Genomic DNA, 17,156 nt, shown 5'->3' with positions numbered 1-17,156 from the left:
TCAGGGGCCTCCGCGCCGCCTGAACAGGCGATCCACGACCGGCGCAAGCAGGATGACGAGGACGATGCGCAACAGGTGGTGGCAGATTACATAGGTCAGGTTGCCCCCGGCCATCAGGGCAATGACGACCATTTCCGCCTGCCCGCCGGGCAGGAAAGCCAGAAACGCATCAATCGCCGGCGCCGTCCCGGTCAGATAGATCAGCTCGATGAAGACGAGGCTGATGCCCGCCAGCAGCAGCGCATAGACAAAGCCGGCCAGCACGTCGACCTTCAGCTCCTGCAGCGTGATGCCGGTGTATTTCGCCCCGACCGCGATGCCGATGAAGAACTGGACCGCCCAGATCACCTCCGCCGGGGGCCGCTCGGTGATGACGCCCGCCAGCGAGAAGATCGCCGTCAGGATCATCGGCCCAAGGATCGAGGCGCCGAACAGACCGATGCGCTCGGCGATCTTCCACCCGCCAAGGCCGCAGGCCAGCATCAGGGCAAGCTGCAGCGGATCGGCCTCCGCGAGCGGCCGGCCGGGGGGCGCGGTCAGGTCCACGCTCCACACCACCGTCATCAGGATGGGGGCTGCGGTGACGATCACCAGCACCCGGGTGGCGTGGATCAGCGACAGGGCCCGGACATCGCCGCCCGCCTCCTCGCCGAACACCAGCATGTCCTGCAGCCCGCCGGGCATGGCCGCATACCACGCCGTCGGGTGGTTCATCCTGAAGCCGAAGCGGAACAGCGGATAGCCGATCATCGCGATCACCGCGATGAACAGCGGCACGAACGCGAGCGACCCGGCCATGGCCGGCAGCGCGCCGACGATGTCCGGCGTGATCGAGGCACCGACGGCGACCCCCAGGAAGGTGCGCATGAAGGTGCCGAAGCTGCCGGCATTGGCCATTCTCGCGCCGCAGAGCGCGGCCAGCAGACAGGCGATCAGCGGCCCGAGCAGCAAAGGCAGCGGCAGGCCGGCCAGGACAAAGGCCAGCGCACCGAGCGCGGCGACCGCAAATGTTGTCGCCCGCGCCTTGACGAGATCAGACACGGACATCCGCCTCTTCGAGGAGCACCGCCCATTGCGCGCCATGCATGTCGCGGTCATCGCGGCTGCCCTGCACCACGGGTCGCGGCAGCGAGAACTTGATCACCGACAGGTCCGCGATGTCGAATCGCTTCAGATGCTGCGGCTCGACGCGGTAGAGCGCGGCAACCTCGCCTGTCGCCAGCGCCGGCACGACCCTGGCATAGACCTCGGGCGAGCCGCAGAACACGTCGATCGTGACCCAGAAGGGCCCGGCGTTCTTCGAGCGGACCTTCAGCACCACATCACCGAGCCGGGCCATGGGCAACCTCCGTAACGACAAGACGGAAGGCCGACATCGGGTCGTCCAGGTCCATCACATGATTGAGGGCGAATTCGTAGAGCGCGCCCCGGTCGGACTGGGCGGGCGAATAGGGGAACGCGAAGGTCGGCAGTTCCTCATGGTCGGTCAGCGGATAATGCAGCACGAAGGGATTGATCAGCTTGCCGATCTCGGCCGCCTGCATCTGGCTTGTCGCCGTCACGATCCCCAGCACGCCCACCTCGACCGGATCTCCCTGCCGCCGTTCCAGTTCGCCCAGGGCCGCATCGACGCCGATCAGACGGAACTCGAGCGTATAGGCCTCCCCCGGCTCGAGCCCCATGCGGCTGCGGATCTCGCCTTCGAGGAACGCAGACAGCCGTTCGATCCAGGCGCGCGCGCCCTTCACATAACGCTCGTTGCGCAGGATGGCGAGGATCGTGGTCTGGTAGCCGGCAACGCGGGCGCCTTCCAGCTTCACCGTATAGGCACCCTTGACCCAGCGCGAGCCCTCGACCCGGACGCGCCGTTCGTCGAGCGCCGTGTAGCGCGCGCCGCGCACGTCAAGATAACCGCCCGGCTCGTAGAGCTGGTAGGGATCGGAATTCTCGTAGAGCATGTGGGCCGAGACCGAATGCGGCGTGCAGGCCGCCGTCTCGGCCAGAGGCTCGACGGTGAAGCCGTCGGCATCGAAATCGACCTGGATGACGCCGGAGGTCGGGTGGGTGGAGCAGAGCGCGCCGCATTCGGCGATCTTGGCCCCGTGCCAGGCCCCGCCCGCATGATCGCCGCGCAGAAGCGGCAGGGCCGCGATCGTCGCCGTGTCGGTGGTGCGCCCGGCGATCACGATGTCGGCCCCCGTCGCCAGCGCCGCCTGGATCTGTTCCGCACCGGCGAGCGCGACGATGTTGGCAAGCCCCGACAGGACCTCCGGCGAGATCGCCGGGGCCGGCTCCAGCGGCCGGATCCGCCCGGCCTCAAGGGCCGTGATGATGCGCTCCGCCGGCTGGCTGGAGTAAAGGCGGGCAATCTTGAGGGTCTGCCCGAGTTCGGCGGCAAGCTCGACCGTGATGTCATGCATCCAGTCGACGGTGGCATCCGTGCCGCAGGTGCCGGCGGTGCCGATCACCAGCGGGACGCCGGCCTCCGCGCGGGCACGCATCAGGTCGCGCCACTCCGACCTGGTCGCGGCGCGGGAATATTTCGACACACCCGCGCCAAGCGAAAACGGCCCGCTGTCCGTCGAGCCGCCGTCGATGCAGATGATGTCTGGCCGGTTGGCGACGCCGCGCTTCAGCGCCTGCCTGTCGAAGCCGAGGCCAAGGACGCCGGACGGCACCAGAACACGTGTGGGCATGAGAACCTCTCGCCGGGAGGCGGCGGCCGGCCCCGCCTTCAAGGCAGGCACCGGCCGGCTTGTGAAAGGGGCGGACCCGGGGCTTGCCCCGGATCCGGCGTCGGCAGCGGCGCCGGTCAGTCGCGGTCCGCGATATGGTCCGCCATGTGCTCGACCCTGTAGGCCGGCGTGTCGGGCTTGGCCAGCAGCCGGCGCAGGAAGATCGGGGCGACGAAGCCTGCGATTGCCACGACCCACAGTCCGATTGCGATGCCCGACGAGAACAGGTAGGTCCAGTCCCCGTCCGACAGCACCATGGCGCGGCGCAAGCCTTCCTCCATCTGGTCACCGAGCACGATGCCGAGGATGACCGGAACGGTCGGGATGTCCAGCTTGCGCAGCACATAGCCCAGCACGCCGAAGGCGAGCGTCATCAGCATGTCGAAGGACGATCCCGTCAGCGAGTAGATGCCGACGAAGGCGACCATCGTGATGCCCGGCAGCAGGATGTAGCCCGGCACCGACAGGATGTAGACGAAGACCCGGACCATCGGCACGTTCAGGACCAGCAGCATGACGTTGCCGATGAAGAGCGAGGCGATCAGGCCCCAGACGACGTCTGGCCTCTCGCTGAACAGCAGCGGCCCCGGGGTGATGTTGAGGGTCAGCAGCATGGCCAGCAGGACGGCCGTGGTGCCGGAGCCGGGCACGCCCAGCGTCAGCATCGGAACCAGCGCACCGCCCGCAGCCGCATTGTTGCCGGCCTCCGGCGCGGCGAGACCGCGCGGATTTCCAGTCCCGAACGTGCTCTTGTCCTTGGCAATCGCCTTTTCGCTGATGTAGGCGAGGAACGATCCGAGCGAGGCGCCGGCGCCCGGCAGGATGCCGGCAAAGAAGCCGATCACGGTCGCGCGCAGCATGGTCCAGCGGCAAGCGATCAGATCGCGCCAGGGCATCCGCACCTTGCCGAGCTTGACGCCGATGGCGCTGTCCTTGCCCTGGCTCTCGATGAAGAAGAAGACTTCCGCAAGCGCGAACAGGCCGACGATGGCGACCAGGAAGTCGATGCCGTCGTGCAGATGCAGGTTGCCGAAGGTGAAGCGCGGCATGCCCGTGGTCTCGTCGAGGCCGATCATGGCGATCGCCAGTCCGAGGGCTGCGGCCAGCGCCGCCTTGGCCTGGTTTTTCGAGCTGATGCCGCCGAGGGTGCAGAAGGCAACCAGATAGAGGGCAAAATACTCGGCCGGACCGAACTGATAGGCCACCCGCGACAGGAGCGGCGCCAGGAAGGCCACGCCGACCGTGGCCAGGAAGGCGCCGACGAAGGACGAGACGGCCGAAATGACCAGGGCATCGCCCGCTCGCCCTTGCTTGGCCATCGGATAGCCGTCGAGGGTGGTCATCATCGCCGGCTCGTCACCGGGAATGTTGAGCATGATCGACGAGATCCCGCCGCCATACATGCTGCCGTAGTAGACCGACGTCAGCAGGATCAGCGCGGACACCGCGTCGAAGCCCAGGGTGAAGCAGATCGGGATGAGCAGCGCGATGCCGTTGGCCGGCCCGAGGCCGGGCAGAACGCCGATGATCGTCCCGAGGAAGCAGCCCACCAGCGCCAGCAGGAACGTGGTCGGCGTCAGCGCAACGGAAAACCCGAGCGCCAGATTGGACAGGATATCCATGCAGCGTCTCCCTAGCCCGTGATCGCGGGCGGCAGGCCGATGAGACCGAGGCCGAGCGCATACTTGAAGATGACGAAGAGCCCGACGCCGAGCCCCAGACCGGTCAGGACCGCCGGGCCGGGCCGCGGCGAGATCTGGTAGCTCAGGATGGCCGAGGCGATCACGGTCGGCAGGACGAAGCCGAAACGCGGCACCGACACGGCATAGACGACCATCACCACGAGGGTCAGCGCGAGCTTGGCCAGCATCGCGCGGCCAGGCCAGGCGGCATCAGGATCCGGTTGCAGGATCATGACCACGGACGACACCAGGATCACGCCGCCGACGATGTAGGGAAACACCCGCGGCCCCACGGGGTCGGAGAGAAAGCTGGTCTCGATGCCTGCGGCGCTGAAGAGGTACCCCAGCGCCGCAAAGATCATGACCAGACCGAAGATCTGGTCGCCACGCATCACTTGATGATCCCGATCTCGCGCGAAATCGACTGGATCTCGGCAATGTTGGCGTCGATCCAGGTCTCGAACTCCTCGCCGATCAGCGTGTACGGGGCCAGGCCGTTGGCGGCCATCACCTTCTGCCACTGCTCGGACTGGGCCACCTTCGTCAGACCGTCAACCCAGCGGGCGTAGTCCGCGTCGGAGATGTCCTTCGGGACATAGAAGCCGCGCCAGTTGACGGCGACCATGTCGATGCCCTGCTCCTTTGCCGTCGGGATGTCGGGGAAGGCCGGCACGCGGCTGTCGGCCAGCACGGCCAGGGCGCGCACGTCGCCCGAGCGGATGAAGCCGCTGATCTCGGAAATGTCGCCGGTCATTGCGGCCGTGAAACCGCCGACGGTCTGGGTGATGGCATCCGCGCCGCCGTCGACGCCGATGTACTTGATGGCACGGGCATCCTTGAACCCGGTCCGGCTCATCAGCATCAGAACCTTCAGGTGGTCGAAGCCGCCCACGGCAGACCCGCCGGCAAAGGCGACCTTGGCCGGATTGGCCTTCACCGCCTCGACCAGCTCGGGCAGCGTCTTGTAGGGGCTGTCCTTGGCCACGACGATCACGCCCGGATCACCGCCGATGGTGCCGAGCCAGCGCACCTGGTCGGCGGTCAGGCCCGAGAAGGCGTTCTGCGCCAGGCGCGTGGTGGTGGCGGACGAGGCCGCGATGATCAGGTCGGCGTCGCTGGCGCGCTCGCTGACCACATGGCTGTAGGCCACGCCGCCGCCGGCACCTGCCATGTTGGTGACAAGCACCGGATTGGGGACGACCCCGATCTCCTGCAGGATCTGGCCGACCTGGCGGCACGTGAAATCCCAGCCGCCGCCCGGGTTGGCCGGGGCAAGGCATTCGGTTGCGGATGCGGTGACGGACATGCCGGCGGCGAGCGCTGCGGCGAGCGCGAACGCCTTGAACGACGATTTCATCCCTGGTTCTCCTCCCTCGGGATTGATGTTCCGCAAGGGCTCCTCAGCCCCTTGCGTCCGTCATTCATTTGCGGGCAACCTGACACAAACCTGTCACAAGCCCTAACGCGGAAAAAACCTTGCGCTTTCTTCTCGTCGAGGATCACGAAGACTTGGGACGTTCCGTGCAGGAACGTCTGCGCCTCGAGGGGCATGCCGTCGATCTCGCCCGCACGCTCGCCGACGCCCGCGCGTTCCAGACGGCCGCCACCTATGACCTGATCCTGCTCGACATCATGCTGCCGGATGGCGACGGCCGGCACTTCCTCGCCGAACAGCGCCGGGCCGGCGACGGAACCCCCGTCATCGTCATGACGGCGCGGGCTGCCGTCACCGACCGGGTCGGCACCCTCGACATGGGCGCCGACGACTACATCACCAAGCCCTTCGACTATGCCGAGCTGGAGGCCCGCTGCCGGGCGATCCTGCGCCGCCGCGGCGGCGTGGCCGACACGCGCCGGCGCTGCGGCGATGTCATCTTCGATCCCCTGGCGGGAACCGTGGAGGTGAATGGCGAGATCCGGGAGCTGCGCAGCCGGGAACTGCGGCTGCTGGAGGTCTTCCTCGGCGCGCCGGGGCGGATCCTGTCCAAGGAGCATCTGCTGGACCGGCTGTTTTCCTTCTCCGAACCGGTCAGCGACAATGCCATCGAGGTCTATGTCGGACGGCTGCGGCGCAAGCTTGCCGGCAGCCGGCTGCGAATCGACACCATGCGCGGCCTGGGTTACCGGCTCACCGAGGGCTGACCGGCCATGAACGCCCCTGCCCCCACCCGCACCCCGCCGCTTGCCCCCTCGCTGCGCCGCCGCCTGATCGTGCGGCTGCTGGGCCTTGCGGCGATGCTTGCCATCCTCCTGTCCGTCGCCGTGCGCTACAGCGCGGAGCGTGCCTCGCAGGAGACGCTGGACAAGGTCCTCGGCGTCGCCACGGCCTCGATCGCCGACGACCTGCGCAGCGTCGAGGGCGGGGCCGAGGTCAACCTGCCGCCGGAAACCTTCTCGATGCTGGCGGCGATGGGCGAGGAACGCGTCTTCTACCGCATCCTGGTCGGCGGCGAGACGCTGACCGGGTACGAGGATCTGCCGCTGCCGGGGGAGGACCCCACAGCCGTTGCCCCGGTGCTGTACTCCCGTCCCTATCGCGGCGCCGAGCTGCGGCTGGCTGCCGTGTCGCGCAGCCTCGTCATCGACGGCGCCAGCACGTCGGCCCTCGTCGTGCTCGGGCAGACCCGCGACGGCCAGCGCCTGATTGCCGGGCAGCTCGCCAACCGCGCCGCCGCCCTCGGCCTGATGGTGTTCCTGCTGGCCATCCCGGCGAGCCTTCTGGCCGCCAGCAGCCTGCTGCGCCCGCTTGACCGCCTGGCCGAGGCGATGACCCGGCGCGGCCCGCGCGACCTCAGGCCGGTCCGCCATCCGGTGCCGGCGGAACTGTCGCCGCTGATCGGCGCCCTCAACAGCTTCATCGCCCGCCTGAAGGCGACGCTGGCGCAGACGGAGACCTTCATCGCCGAGGCGGCGCATCACATCCGCACCCCGCTTGCCACCTTGCGCAGCGAGGTCGAGCTGGCCTTGCGCCTTGCCAAGGACGAGCCGATGCGCCAGCGCCTGCGCCGTCTCCTGCGCACCGTGGACGAGGGCGCGCGGTCCGCCAGCCAGCTGCTCGACCACGCCACCGTCCTGTACCGCACCGAACAGCAGGTCTTCGGCGAGGTGGATCTCGGCCAGATCGCGCTCGGCATCGTCGACCGCTACCGCGCGACCGCGGACCTGCGCGACATTCGCCTGCATCTGGCCAAGCCCGCCGGTGCGCTGCCGGTCACCGGGGATGCGGTGCTGCTGGAGGCGGCACTGCGCAATCTCATCGACAATGCCGTCAAGTATTCGCCGATGGGCAGCGACATCCGCATCTCGCTCGAGATCACCGGCGAGGGCCATGTCGCCTTCCGCTGCCGCGACCAGGGCCGTGGCCTTGCCGGATCGGACGCCCTGAGCCTGCAGGCCCGCTTCCAGCGCGGCCGGAATGTGGACGACGTGGTCGGATCCGGTCTCGGTCTCACGATTGTCACGGAAGTGGCCGATGCCATGAACGGACGGTTCGACCTGCAGGATCAGGAAGGGGGAGGAACATGCGCAACATTGCTGCTGCCGCTGGCGACGCCGACAGGCTCCGCATGACGGCGGCCCCCCTCGCTGCCGCCCCCCGTGCCGCCGCCCCCCTTGCCGCCGTTCTCGCCCTCGTTGCCCCCGCCCCCGCCGCTGCCGCTGCAGCCGGTGGCATGGCCGGCGGTGCAGCGGGTGTCGCAGCCGGCGGGTGCGGGCTGCAGGCGCTGGCCAGACTGCTGCCCAGACTGCGGCCCTTCCTGCCGCCCTTTCTGCTGCCCTGCCTGCTCCTCGTGGGCCTCCTTCTGGCGGCAGGGCCTGCGCGGGCGCTCGAGATCGAGGCGGAGCGGGAGTTTGGCGCGGCCGGCGCGCCGCTGCGCATCACGGTGCTCTCCACCACCGACATCGCGGTCTTCGCCCCCGTGCTGGAGGGCTTCATCGCGGCCCGGCCCGATGTGGCGGTGCGCTATGTGGTGGCCTCCAGCAAGGAGATCTTCGCCGCGCTGGACCAGGGGTCGGCCCCCGTCGACGTGGTCATTTCCTCCGCCATGGACCTGCAGATGAAGCTTGCCAACGACGGCCGTGCCCAGCCCCTGCCGGCGGCCGTGCTTGGTGGCCGGCCGTCCTGGGCGCGCTGGCGCGACACGCTGGTGGCCGTCGCGCAGGAGCCCGCGGTGATCCTCGTGTCGCGCGCCGCCCTTGCCGGCGGCCTGCCGGTGCCGCGCACCCGGCGCGACCTCATCGCGCTCCTGCGCGATCATCCCGAGCGGTTCCGCGGCCGCATCGGCACCTATGACCCGCAGGTGTCGGGTGCCGGTTATCTCTTTGCCACCCAGGACGCGCGGCTGGGCGAGACCTTCTGGCGTCTGGCCGAGGTTATGGGCCGGCTGGACACCCGCCTCTACTGCTGTTCCGCCGAGATGATCGACGCCCTCGTCGCGGGGGACCTGCTGGTCGGCTACAACGTTCTCGGCAGCTACAGCCGCAACGACGCCGCCTTCCGCGACAAGGTCATCCTCGTCGAGCCGGAGGACTTCACGGTCACCCTGCTGCGCACCGCGCTGATCCCGCAGGAGGCCCGCAACCCGGCCGCCGCCGGGGCCTTCCTGACCTATCTCCTGTCGCCCACCGGCCAGGACCTCGTGCGCGAGGCCGCCGGCCTGCCCCTCATCGACCACGCCGCCTACGCGGAGAAGCCGCACCTCAGGCCGATCCGTCTCGACCCGGGCCTGCTCGCCCATCTCGACCGGCGCATGCGCGCGCAGTTCCTCGTGGAATGGCAGGCCGCCATGGATCAGCCGTAGGGCTCAGGCCACCGGTTCCAGCCCCGGAGCGTCAGCCCGTCGGCATCAGGCCATCAGCATCCGGCCTGAGCCCGCCTTGCAGGACGCCCCCCGGACCAGCTTCCCAGCCTCCTTAAGACCCGGCCAAAGTCCCGCGCATCCGCTTCAGAACGGATCGGCCGCCACGGCGGCCTTGGCGGCCGTGTATTCGGCGATCAGCCGGGCGCAGAGCTCGCCCGCCGGCAGCACCTCGGAGATCCCCCCGACGCCATGGCCGGCCGACCACACGGTCTTCCAGGCCTTGGCCTCGCCCTCCAGATCCATCTTGCCATGCGCTGCCAGATTGTCCGGGTCGAGCCCGGCGGCGATGATCGAGGGCCGCAGGAAATTGGCGTTCACGCCGCTGATCGCCGGCGTGTAGACGATGTCGCGGGCGCTGGCACCGACGATCATCTCCTTGTAGGCGGGCTCGATCTGCGCCTCGCGGGTGGCGAGGAAGCGCGTGCCCATGTAGCCCATGTCCGCGCCCATGGCCCGGGCGGCGAGGATGTCGGAGCCGGTGTTCATGGCACCGGCCAGCACCAGCGGACCGGACCAGACCTTGCGGATCTCGCTGACCAGCGCGAAGGGGCTGAAGGAGCCCGCATGCCCGCCTGCCCCGGCCGCGACCGCAATGATGCCGTCGACGCCGGCTTCCGCCGCCTTTTCCGCATGGCGGGCATTGATCACGTCGTGGAACACCAGCCCGCCATAGGAATGCACGGCATCGACCACGTCCTTGACCGCGCCGAGCGAGGTGATGACCAGCGGCACCTTCTTGGCCACGGTCATCATCACGTCCGCCTCGATGCGGGCGTTGGAGCGGTGCACGATGAGATTGACGCCATAAGGCGCCGCATCGCCCGCCTCGGCCAGCCGGCCGGCGATCTCGTCCAGCCAGTCGCCGTAGCCCTGCGTCGTGCGCTGGTTCAGCGCCGGAAACGTGCCCACCACGCCGGCCCGGGCCGTCTCGACCACCAGATCCGGCCCGGAGGCGAGAAACATCGGCGAGGCAATGGCCGGCAGCTTGAGGCCTTTCATCAGCGCGGCGGGAATGGGCATGGACGTCTTCTCCCCCAAATACAGCTTAACGGGAACCCTTCAACGGCAGAACTTCGGCGCACCGATTGCGCCAGACCAGACCAGACCAGGCCAGACTGGACGGCCCGGCCTGCCCGGAACAGCAGGACCAGTGCAGCCTGGACAGCCTCACCGGTGCGGCACGAACATCTCCCGCGGACCCTGCCCCGACATTCCGTTAACGTCAAGGTCAGATCACACACCTGCCCACCCCATCGCCCTCTCCTTTGGGCTCCCTTGCCCCTCACCCTCCTCTGACGCCCCCCCTCCAACGCCCCCTCCAACGCCCCTGCCCCCTCCCGGCAGGCCTGACCGACCGGGCGAGGACCCGCCCCGCGGTGTCAAAGCCCTTTCAACGCAGGATGCGTCAGCCGCACCGCGCCGTGGCGGCGCGCCGCCAGACCCCGCCCTGCCGGCGCGCGCGCCGCCCAGGCCGTCCGGAGCCCGCAGCGACGCAGCCGGGCCGGTCGCCGGGTGATGCAGGGCACAATCGTGACATTCGCGCAACACACGCCCGCAACCCCTTGACTGAAAACGGCTTTTCAACCACACGCGAGAGCTGCCGCGAAGGCAGCAGGAAACCGCCCTCCAGTTGCATCTGCAGAATGCCGCCAATCGGCCGCTTGCGCCTGTAGTGAATTTACTATACATCCGAGGTCGAGCGGAGGAATCACGGGCTTGCGGCGATATTGCCAAGGGTCTAATGAGGAACCCGTGTTGGGAGAGTCGCTTGCCGCGCCCCCCGGCCTCTATGCCAGCCCGATCCCGTTTCAGGGGCCGAGGCGGGCAGATAAACAGACGAGAGGACACCACTTATGTCTGCCGAACTGATCAAGCAGTATTTTGTCAATATTCTGCAGCGCGACCCGACCGCCGCTGAATCGTCCTTCTGGACCGCCTCGGTTTCGTCCGGCGCCCTGAGCCTCGCCCAGGTGCGTGAGTCGCTGGCCAACAGCGTCGAAGCCACCACCTTCGTCGACCAGATCATCCGCATCTACCAGGCTGCCTTCGGCCGCAAGCCGGACGTGACCGGCGTCGACGGCTGGACCGACCAGCTGCGCGCTGACGCCACCGCCCTGTCCAAGATCGCGGCTGGCTTCGTCAACTCGACCGAGTGGAAGAACCGTTACGGCGACAACACCGTCAACGACGCCGTCCTGCAGGCTCTGTATGTCAACGTCCTGGGCCGTACCGGCTCGGCGTCTGAAATCGCTGCCTGGAAGGCCACCGGCCAGTCCATGACGCAGATCCTGATCGGCTTCTCCAACTCGGCCGAATTCATTGCCAAGTCCGGCCCGGCCGTGACCGCTCTGAAGCTGGCTGCCGGCAACGTCGCCACCTCGGCCCTGAACACCGTGTTCACCGGCTCGGGCGCCCTGTTCGACCCGGCTGCTGGTTCGGGCCAGACCTACACCCTGACCTCGGGCGTTGACACCTTCAACGGCACCCCGGGCAACGACACCTTCGTCGCGGTTGCAGCCACCACCGGCGGCACCTACGGCACCGCTGACACCCTGACCGGCGGCAACGGCGTCGACACCCTCAACCTGACGGTTGACACGCTCGCTGCCAACTCGATCCCGGCTGCCTCCTCGTCGGGCATCGAGATCATCAACGTCCGCAACGTGTCGGGCAACGCCCAGACCGTGTCCGGCAACAACTTCTCCGGCCACACCCAGATCTGGGCTGATCGCTCCACCAGCGACCTGACCATCAACGACGTGGCGTCCGGCGCCGCGATCGGCGTCCGTGGCAACGGCGTTGCAACCGTTGGCGCCGTGACCGCGACCTACGCAGCAGCAGCGACCTCCGCGACCCTCGTGGTTGACGGCGGCACCGTTGCCGGCGCTGGCAGCGACGTGACCATCAACGGCACGGGCCTGACCGCAGTCACCATCACCTCGAGCGGCGCTGCAAACCAGCTGGACGACGTGACCCTCGCCGGTACCGTCAAGGCCGTCACCATCGAAGCCGCGACCAACCTGACGATCGGCGCTGCCGCCGGTGGTGCAGGCCTCACGGGCGTTGCTGCTGGTTCGACCCTGACCATCAAGGGCGCTGCCGCTTCGGTGGAACTGCCGGACGCTCTCGCTGCCAACTTCAAGTCTGTTGACGCTTCGGGCCTGGCCGGCGGCGCGACCATCGTTCTCGATGGCGACGCTGACACCACCTTCGTCGGCGGCAAGGGCAACGACGTCGTCACCACCGGTGCGATCCTGACCACCGGTTCCGTCGCCGCTGGCGAAGGCACCGCTGACCGTCTGGTCGTCAACGCTTCGAACCACATCAACACGGCTTCGCTCGGTGGCAAGTACACCGGCTTCGAAGTTGTGCAGGTGCAGAACGGCGTGGCGCAGGACGTCTCGCTGATCGCCGGCATCACCTCGGTTCGCCTGAACGACGGCAATGCCGCCACCTCGGTGACCAACCTGAACGCGACCCAGGCCGGTGCGATCACCGTTCTGGCTGCTGACGGCGCTGCCACCATCGGCATCAAGGACGCCACCAACGTCGGCCAGATCGACACCGTCAAGCTGACGTTCAACGATGGCAACGCCACGCTGAACCAGGACATCAACGCCACCAGCTCGACCTTCACGCTGACCGGCATCGAGAACCTCGAAGTCACGGCGATCGACCAGGTCGACATCACGCAGTCGGCTGCTGCCTCCGCTTCCCTCGCCAGCGTCAAGCTGCTGGGTGCCGGCGACGCCACCTTCGTGACCGGTGACATGGCCACCGCCAACTTCGCCGTTGACGGCTCCGCCGCGACCGGCAAGCTGACGATCGACGCTTCGGGCTTCGCCACCAACGGCGTTGCGCTGACCGGCGGTTCCAACGACGACACCCTGACGGGTTCGGCTCAGGCTGACATCCTCAAGGGCGGCGCTGGCAAGGACACCATCCTCGGTGGTAACGGCAACGACACCATCGAAGGCGGTGACGGCAACGACACCATCACCGGTGGCGTGGGCGCTGACACCCTGACCGGTGGCGCTGGTGCCGACACCTTCACCTTCACCACCCTGGCGCACTCGCTGGTGGCTGCCGCTGACTCGATCAAGGACTTCGTCGCAGGTACCGACAAGATCGACGTCACGACCGTCCCGGCCGCCGTCCTGCAGGGCGCTGCCTACACCGCAGCCGGCACCGGCACGCTGGCGACCGACATCGCCACCGCGCTGACCGCTGGTGGTGGTACGCTGGCCGCCAACGGTGCAGCTGTCGTCACGATCACCGGTACGGGCGCTGGCACCTACCTGATCCTGAACGACGGCACCGCGGGCTACGTGGCTGGTGACGACGCCGTCGTCAACATCACCGGCATCACCGGCACCCTGGCTGTCGCCGACTTCGTGTAATCTCTTCGGAGACGAGCCCCTCCTCACGGTGGGGCTCGAGCGAAACGAGACAAGAACCCCCGGCGTTCACGCGCCGGGGGTTTTCTCGTTTGTCCGGACCGCCCGCACCGCAAGGCCCGCCCGCACCGCAAGGCCCGTCCGCGTCCGCCCCGGCGCCGCGCGGTGGTGTCACGGCCTCGCGTCCTCTCCCCCCCAATGCACAGGGAAAGCCGGGGGAGATGCCCCCATCGCTCACGTGCCAGGGGGCAGAGCGGGGGTGCGGCAGACCCGCAAGCTCGGCGCCGCGCCAAGGGGCCTCAGCCTTCATTTCCTCTCCCCCCTTGAGGGGGAGATGCCCCCGGTAGGGGGCAGAGGGGGGTAGCGGCAGACCCGCAAGCGCAGAGGAACTTGCAAATGCTGCACACCCCCCGCTGTCTGCTGACGCAGACATCTCCCCCTCATCCCCGGCTGTCATCCCGGTTTGCCGCACAGCGGCAAGACCGGGATCCAGTATCCCCGGCGGCGGCGAAGACAAAGGTAAGCACCGGGTTGACTGGATCCCCGCCTGCGCGGGGACGACGACCGAGTGCGCGGCGCAGCCTCCGCATGCCGTCAGGCAGCACCGGCCTCAAAGTCCTCTCCTCGGAGAGGGCAAGAGGCGGTAACGTCCCCCACCCCACCCTTGCGTCACATCGTGATCCCTGATTGGATGGCGCCCGAACTTCAGGAGAGAGTTTTCACATGTCCTTGAGCGGCAATGCGGATTGGACGGCGGGCTATGTCGCCGACATCAACTATACCCACGGCTATTACACCGAGCTGAACCCGCTCCGGGCGCGGCTGGCGCTCCTCAATGCCGGCCTCGCCGCACCGGAGATCGCGACCGCCTGCGAGCTGGGCTTCGGCCAGGGCGTCAGTGTCGCGGTTCACGCGGCCGCCAGCGAGGCGCATTGGTGCGGCACCGACTTCAATCCGGCCCAGGCCGGCCATGCGCAGAGCCTGTGCAGGGCTGCCGAAGTCGGCGCACATCTCACCGACCAGGCCTTTGCCGAGTTCTGCAGCCGGTCCGACCTGCCCGACTTCGACTACATCGGCCTGCATGGCATCTGGACCTGGATCTCCGACGAGAACCGCGCGGTGATCGTCGATTTCATCCGCCGCAAGCTCAAGGTCGGCGGCATCGTCTATGTCAGCTACAACACCCTGCCCGGCTGGGCGGCCGGCGCGCCGCTGCGCCATCTGATGACGGAAGTGGGCGCCAGCATGACCTCGCCCGCCGGCGGCAGCACGGCCCGTGTCGAGGGAGCGCTCGGGCTGGTCGACAAGGTGCTGGCCACCAACCCGGCCTACGTTCGCACCAATCCCGGCGTCAAGGAACGCTTCGAGCGGCTGAAGACCCAGAACCGGGCCTATCTGGCGCATGAGTATTTCAACCGTGACTGGCAGCCGATGCATGTGGCCGACATGGCGCGCTGGCTGGCGCCTGCCAAGGTGAGCTTTGCCGCCTCCTGCCATCTGCTCGATGCCATCCAGGCCATCAACCTGACGGCCGAGCAGCAGGCCCTTCTGGGCGAGCTGCCGGACCCGATGCTGCGCGAGACCCTGCGCGACTATTGCGTCAACCAGCAGTTCCGCCGCGACCTGTGGGTCAAGGGCCCGCGCCGTCTCTCGGCGCTGGACCAGTCGGACGCCCTGAGGGCCCTGCGCATCGCGCTCGTCGTGCCGCGTGGCGAGGTGAAGATGACGGTGCAGGGGGCGCTCGGCGAGGCCAATCTGGCCGCGGCGATCTACGGCCCGATCCTCGACCACCTCGCCGACCACCGGGCCCGCAGCCTCGCCGAGATCGAGGCGCATGTGCGCGACAGGGGCATCACCTTCGGCCAGGTGATGCAGGCGGCCCTCATCCTGACCGGGGCCAATGTCACGGCCGTGGCGCAGGAGCCGGGCGCCATCGCCAAGGTGAAGAAGCGCACCGACCGCCTCAATGCCCATCTGATGCTGAAGGCGCGCGGCTCCGGCGAGATCGGCTATCTCGCCTCGCCCGTCACCGGCGGTGCGCTCACGGTTCCGCGCTTCCAGCAGCTCTTCGCGCTCGCCGTGCGCGCCGGCCGCAAGACCCCGGCCGACTGGGCCGACTTTACCCTCGAGATCCTGTCCGCCCAGGGCCAGAAGCTGGTGACGGACGGACGCACGCTCGAAACGGTCGAGGAAAACCGTGCCGAGCTGCGGCGCCAGGCAGACGCCTTTGCCGCCGGCCCCCTGGCGCTCCTGCGCGGGCTTGAGGTCATCTGAGCCGACGCCGGCCTCCCGAAGCCTCGGGACCATGGCCCGGCCGACACGCACCAGAACCCCGGCGCGGCAACGCGCCGGGGTTTTTCCCGTCGGGAGGCAAGATCTGGCGGCCGCATCATGATCCCCTGTCAAAAATGCCATGCCCTGCCGCAAAATGTCTTGAAGCTGCAATGATCCCGCATTAGTGGAGCATCGAGGCGCCTCGACGCGCCTGAGTTGCATGAAGAAAGATGTCGACGATGACCACCTCCGCGCTGATCAAGCAGTACTTCAACAACATCCTGCAGCGCGAGCCGAAGGGATCGGAACTCAGCCATTGGTCGATGACGATCGACAGCGGCATCCTGAACGCGGTCCAGGCCCGTGACGCGCTTGCCGGCAGCGCGGAGGCGATGAACTATGGTGCCCAGATCATCCGCATCTACCAGGCTGCCTTCGGCCGTGTTCCGGACACCGTCGGCATGAAGGGCTGGACGACGATGCTGCGGGAGGATCCGACGGCCCTGTTCAAGATTGCAGGCGGGTTCGTCAATTCGCTCGAATGGAAAACCCGTTACGGCGACAGCAGTGTCAGCGATACGGTGCTCCAGGCGCTTTATGTCAACGTCCTTGGTCGGTCGGCCACCGTCAGGGAAATCATGGACTGGAAGGCAACCGGGCAGTCGATGAGCCAGATCCTCGTTGGGTTCTCCAATTCCGAGGAATTCACGCTGAACGCAAGTCGTGGGGTCATCAAGCTTCTGGACGCTGCGGGGAGCGTGACCAGCGACAAGTTGAGCACGGTGTTCGACGGAAAGACCAAGCTGACCGTCGTTCATGGCACGAAGTGGCCGATGCAGGATCATGCCCTTTCATCGGATCCGGTCGACGCTGACATTGGCCTTGTGGCTGATACCGGCGCGGCAGATGACCTGCGCCCGGAAAGCGGCGCGAAGGTTCCGGCGTCGGGCAGCGGCGAAGGGGACCACCAGAAGCCCAGTCTTGATCACGCCTCGGCAGAGACGGTCCGTCCCGCCGCAGACATCGCAACGGACACCAGTGGCGCATCGGTGGAGCCCGTAGACATCGAAAGCCTGATCCTTGCAGCGGTCGAGCAGGATCCGACAGAGCCGGCGGCGGCCGCGTCGCGCGAGGTGACCGTCTGGCATCAGTCCGCCGAGCCGGTGACCCTGATCGGCATCGCGGACCCGGCCTGATCCCGCCGGGGCC

General features: G+C 68.0%; 13 protein-coding genes. 6 read left to right on the top strand and 7 right to left on the bottom strand.

Going from position 1 to position 17,156, the window contains the following annotated elements:
• The 6 genes from GWI72_RS05060 to GWI72_RS05035 all read right to left on the bottom strand — a co-directional run bounded on the left by GWI72_RS05060 (position 1) and on the right by GWI72_RS05035 (position 5,774).
• Positions 1-1,047, bottom strand: coding sequence for an AbrB family transcriptional regulator (locus tag GWI72_RS05060; protein WP_161708022.1), 1,047 nt, complete (start codon positions 1,045-1,047; stop codon positions 1-3).
• Entirely contained in the window at positions 1,034-1,339 is a 306-nt protein-coding gene (locus GWI72_RS05055) for a DUF4387 family protein (protein ID WP_161708021.1), read from the bottom strand. Before GWI72_RS05055 ends, GWI72_RS05060 begins: the two co-directional genes overlap by 14 nt.
• Positions 1,323-2,696, bottom strand: a complete 1,374-nt coding sequence (locus GWI72_RS05050; protein ID WP_161708020.1) for an acyclic terpene utilization AtuA family protein — start codon at positions 2,694-2,696, stop codon at positions 1,323-1,325. Before GWI72_RS05050 ends, GWI72_RS05055 begins: the two co-directional genes overlap by 17 nt.
• Before the next feature lie 116 nt (positions 2,697-2,812).
• Entirely contained in the window at positions 2,813-4,357 is a 1,545-nt protein-coding gene (locus tag GWI72_RS05045) for a tripartite tricarboxylate transporter permease (RefSeq protein WP_161675945.1), read from the bottom strand.
• Between the two features lie 11 nt (positions 4,358-4,368).
• Positions 4,369-4,809, bottom strand: a complete 441-nt coding sequence (locus GWI72_RS05040) for a tripartite tricarboxylate transporter TctB family protein (RefSeq protein ID WP_161675944.1) — start codon at positions 4,807-4,809, stop codon at positions 4,369-4,371.
• Positions 4,809-5,774, bottom strand: a complete 966-nt coding sequence (locus tag GWI72_RS05035) for a Bug family tripartite tricarboxylate transporter substrate binding protein (RefSeq protein WP_179956019.1) — start codon at positions 5,772-5,774, stop codon at positions 4,809-4,811. The genes GWI72_RS05040 and GWI72_RS05035 overlap by 1 nt, the downstream gene beginning before the upstream one ends.
• Before the next feature lie 119 nt (positions 5,775-5,893).
• Here GWI72_RS05035 and GWI72_RS05030 point away from each other — a divergent pair, with 119 nt between their 5' ends.
• Genes GWI72_RS05030 through GWI72_RS05020 form a run of 3 tightly spaced genes read left to right on the top strand, consistent with a single transcriptional unit; the run spans position 5,894 to position 9,216 of the window.
• On the top strand, positions 5,894-6,559 hold the full coding sequence (locus GWI72_RS05030; RefSeq protein ID WP_161675943.1) for a response regulator transcription factor: 666 nt from the start codon (positions 5,894-5,896) through the stop codon (positions 6,557-6,559).
• 6 nt (positions 6,560-6,565) lie between these two features.
• Positions 6,566-7,987, top strand: coding sequence for a sensor histidine kinase (locus GWI72_RS05025; protein ID WP_161708019.1), 1,422 nt, complete (start codon positions 6,566-6,568; stop codon positions 7,985-7,987).
• Positions 7,939-9,216, top strand: coding sequence for an ABC transporter substrate-binding protein (locus GWI72_RS05020; RefSeq protein ID WP_161708018.1), 1,278 nt, complete (start codon positions 7,939-7,941; stop codon positions 9,214-9,216). Before GWI72_RS05025 ends, GWI72_RS05020 begins: the two co-directional genes overlap by 49 nt.
• Before the next feature lie 144 nt (positions 9,217-9,360).
• On the opposite strand, the gene GWI72_RS05015 is transcribed toward GWI72_RS05020, so the two are convergent.
• Positions 9,361-10,296 carry an NAD(P)H-dependent flavin oxidoreductase gene (locus GWI72_RS05015; protein ID WP_161708017.1) on the bottom strand — a complete coding sequence of 312 codons (936 nt, stop codon included), beginning with the start codon at positions 10,294-10,296 and terminating at the stop codon, positions 9,361-9,363.
• A gap of 833 nt (positions 10,297-11,129) precedes the next feature.
• Here GWI72_RS05015 and GWI72_RS05010 point away from each other — a divergent pair.
• From GWI72_RS05010 to GWI72_RS05000, 3 genes are all read left to right on the top strand, one after another.
• Positions 11,130-13,676 carry a DUF4214 domain-containing protein gene (locus GWI72_RS05010; protein WP_161708016.1) on the top strand — a complete coding sequence of 849 codons (2,547 nt, stop codon included), beginning with the start codon at positions 11,130-11,132 and terminating at the stop codon, positions 13,674-13,676.
• A gap of 720 nt (positions 13,677-14,396) precedes the next feature.
• Positions 14,397-15,947 carry a class I SAM-dependent methyltransferase gene (locus tag GWI72_RS05005; protein WP_161708015.1) on the top strand — a complete coding sequence of 517 codons (1,551 nt, stop codon included), beginning with the start codon at positions 14,397-14,399 and terminating at the stop codon, positions 15,945-15,947.
• A gap of 230 nt (positions 15,948-16,177) precedes the next feature.
• Positions 16,178-17,143, top strand: a complete 966-nt coding sequence (locus tag GWI72_RS05000) for a DUF4214 domain-containing protein (protein WP_161708014.1) — start codon at positions 16,178-16,180, stop codon at positions 17,141-17,143.
• Positions 17,144-17,156: the final 13 nt, after the last annotated feature.

The organism is Pannonibacter sp. XCT-53, from assembly GCF_009915765.1.
Taxonomy (GTDB): Bacteria; Pseudomonadota; Alphaproteobacteria; order Rhizobiales; family Stappiaceae; genus Pannonibacter; species Pannonibacter tanglangensis.
This window is presented reverse-complemented; position numbering and strand designations above follow the sequence as displayed.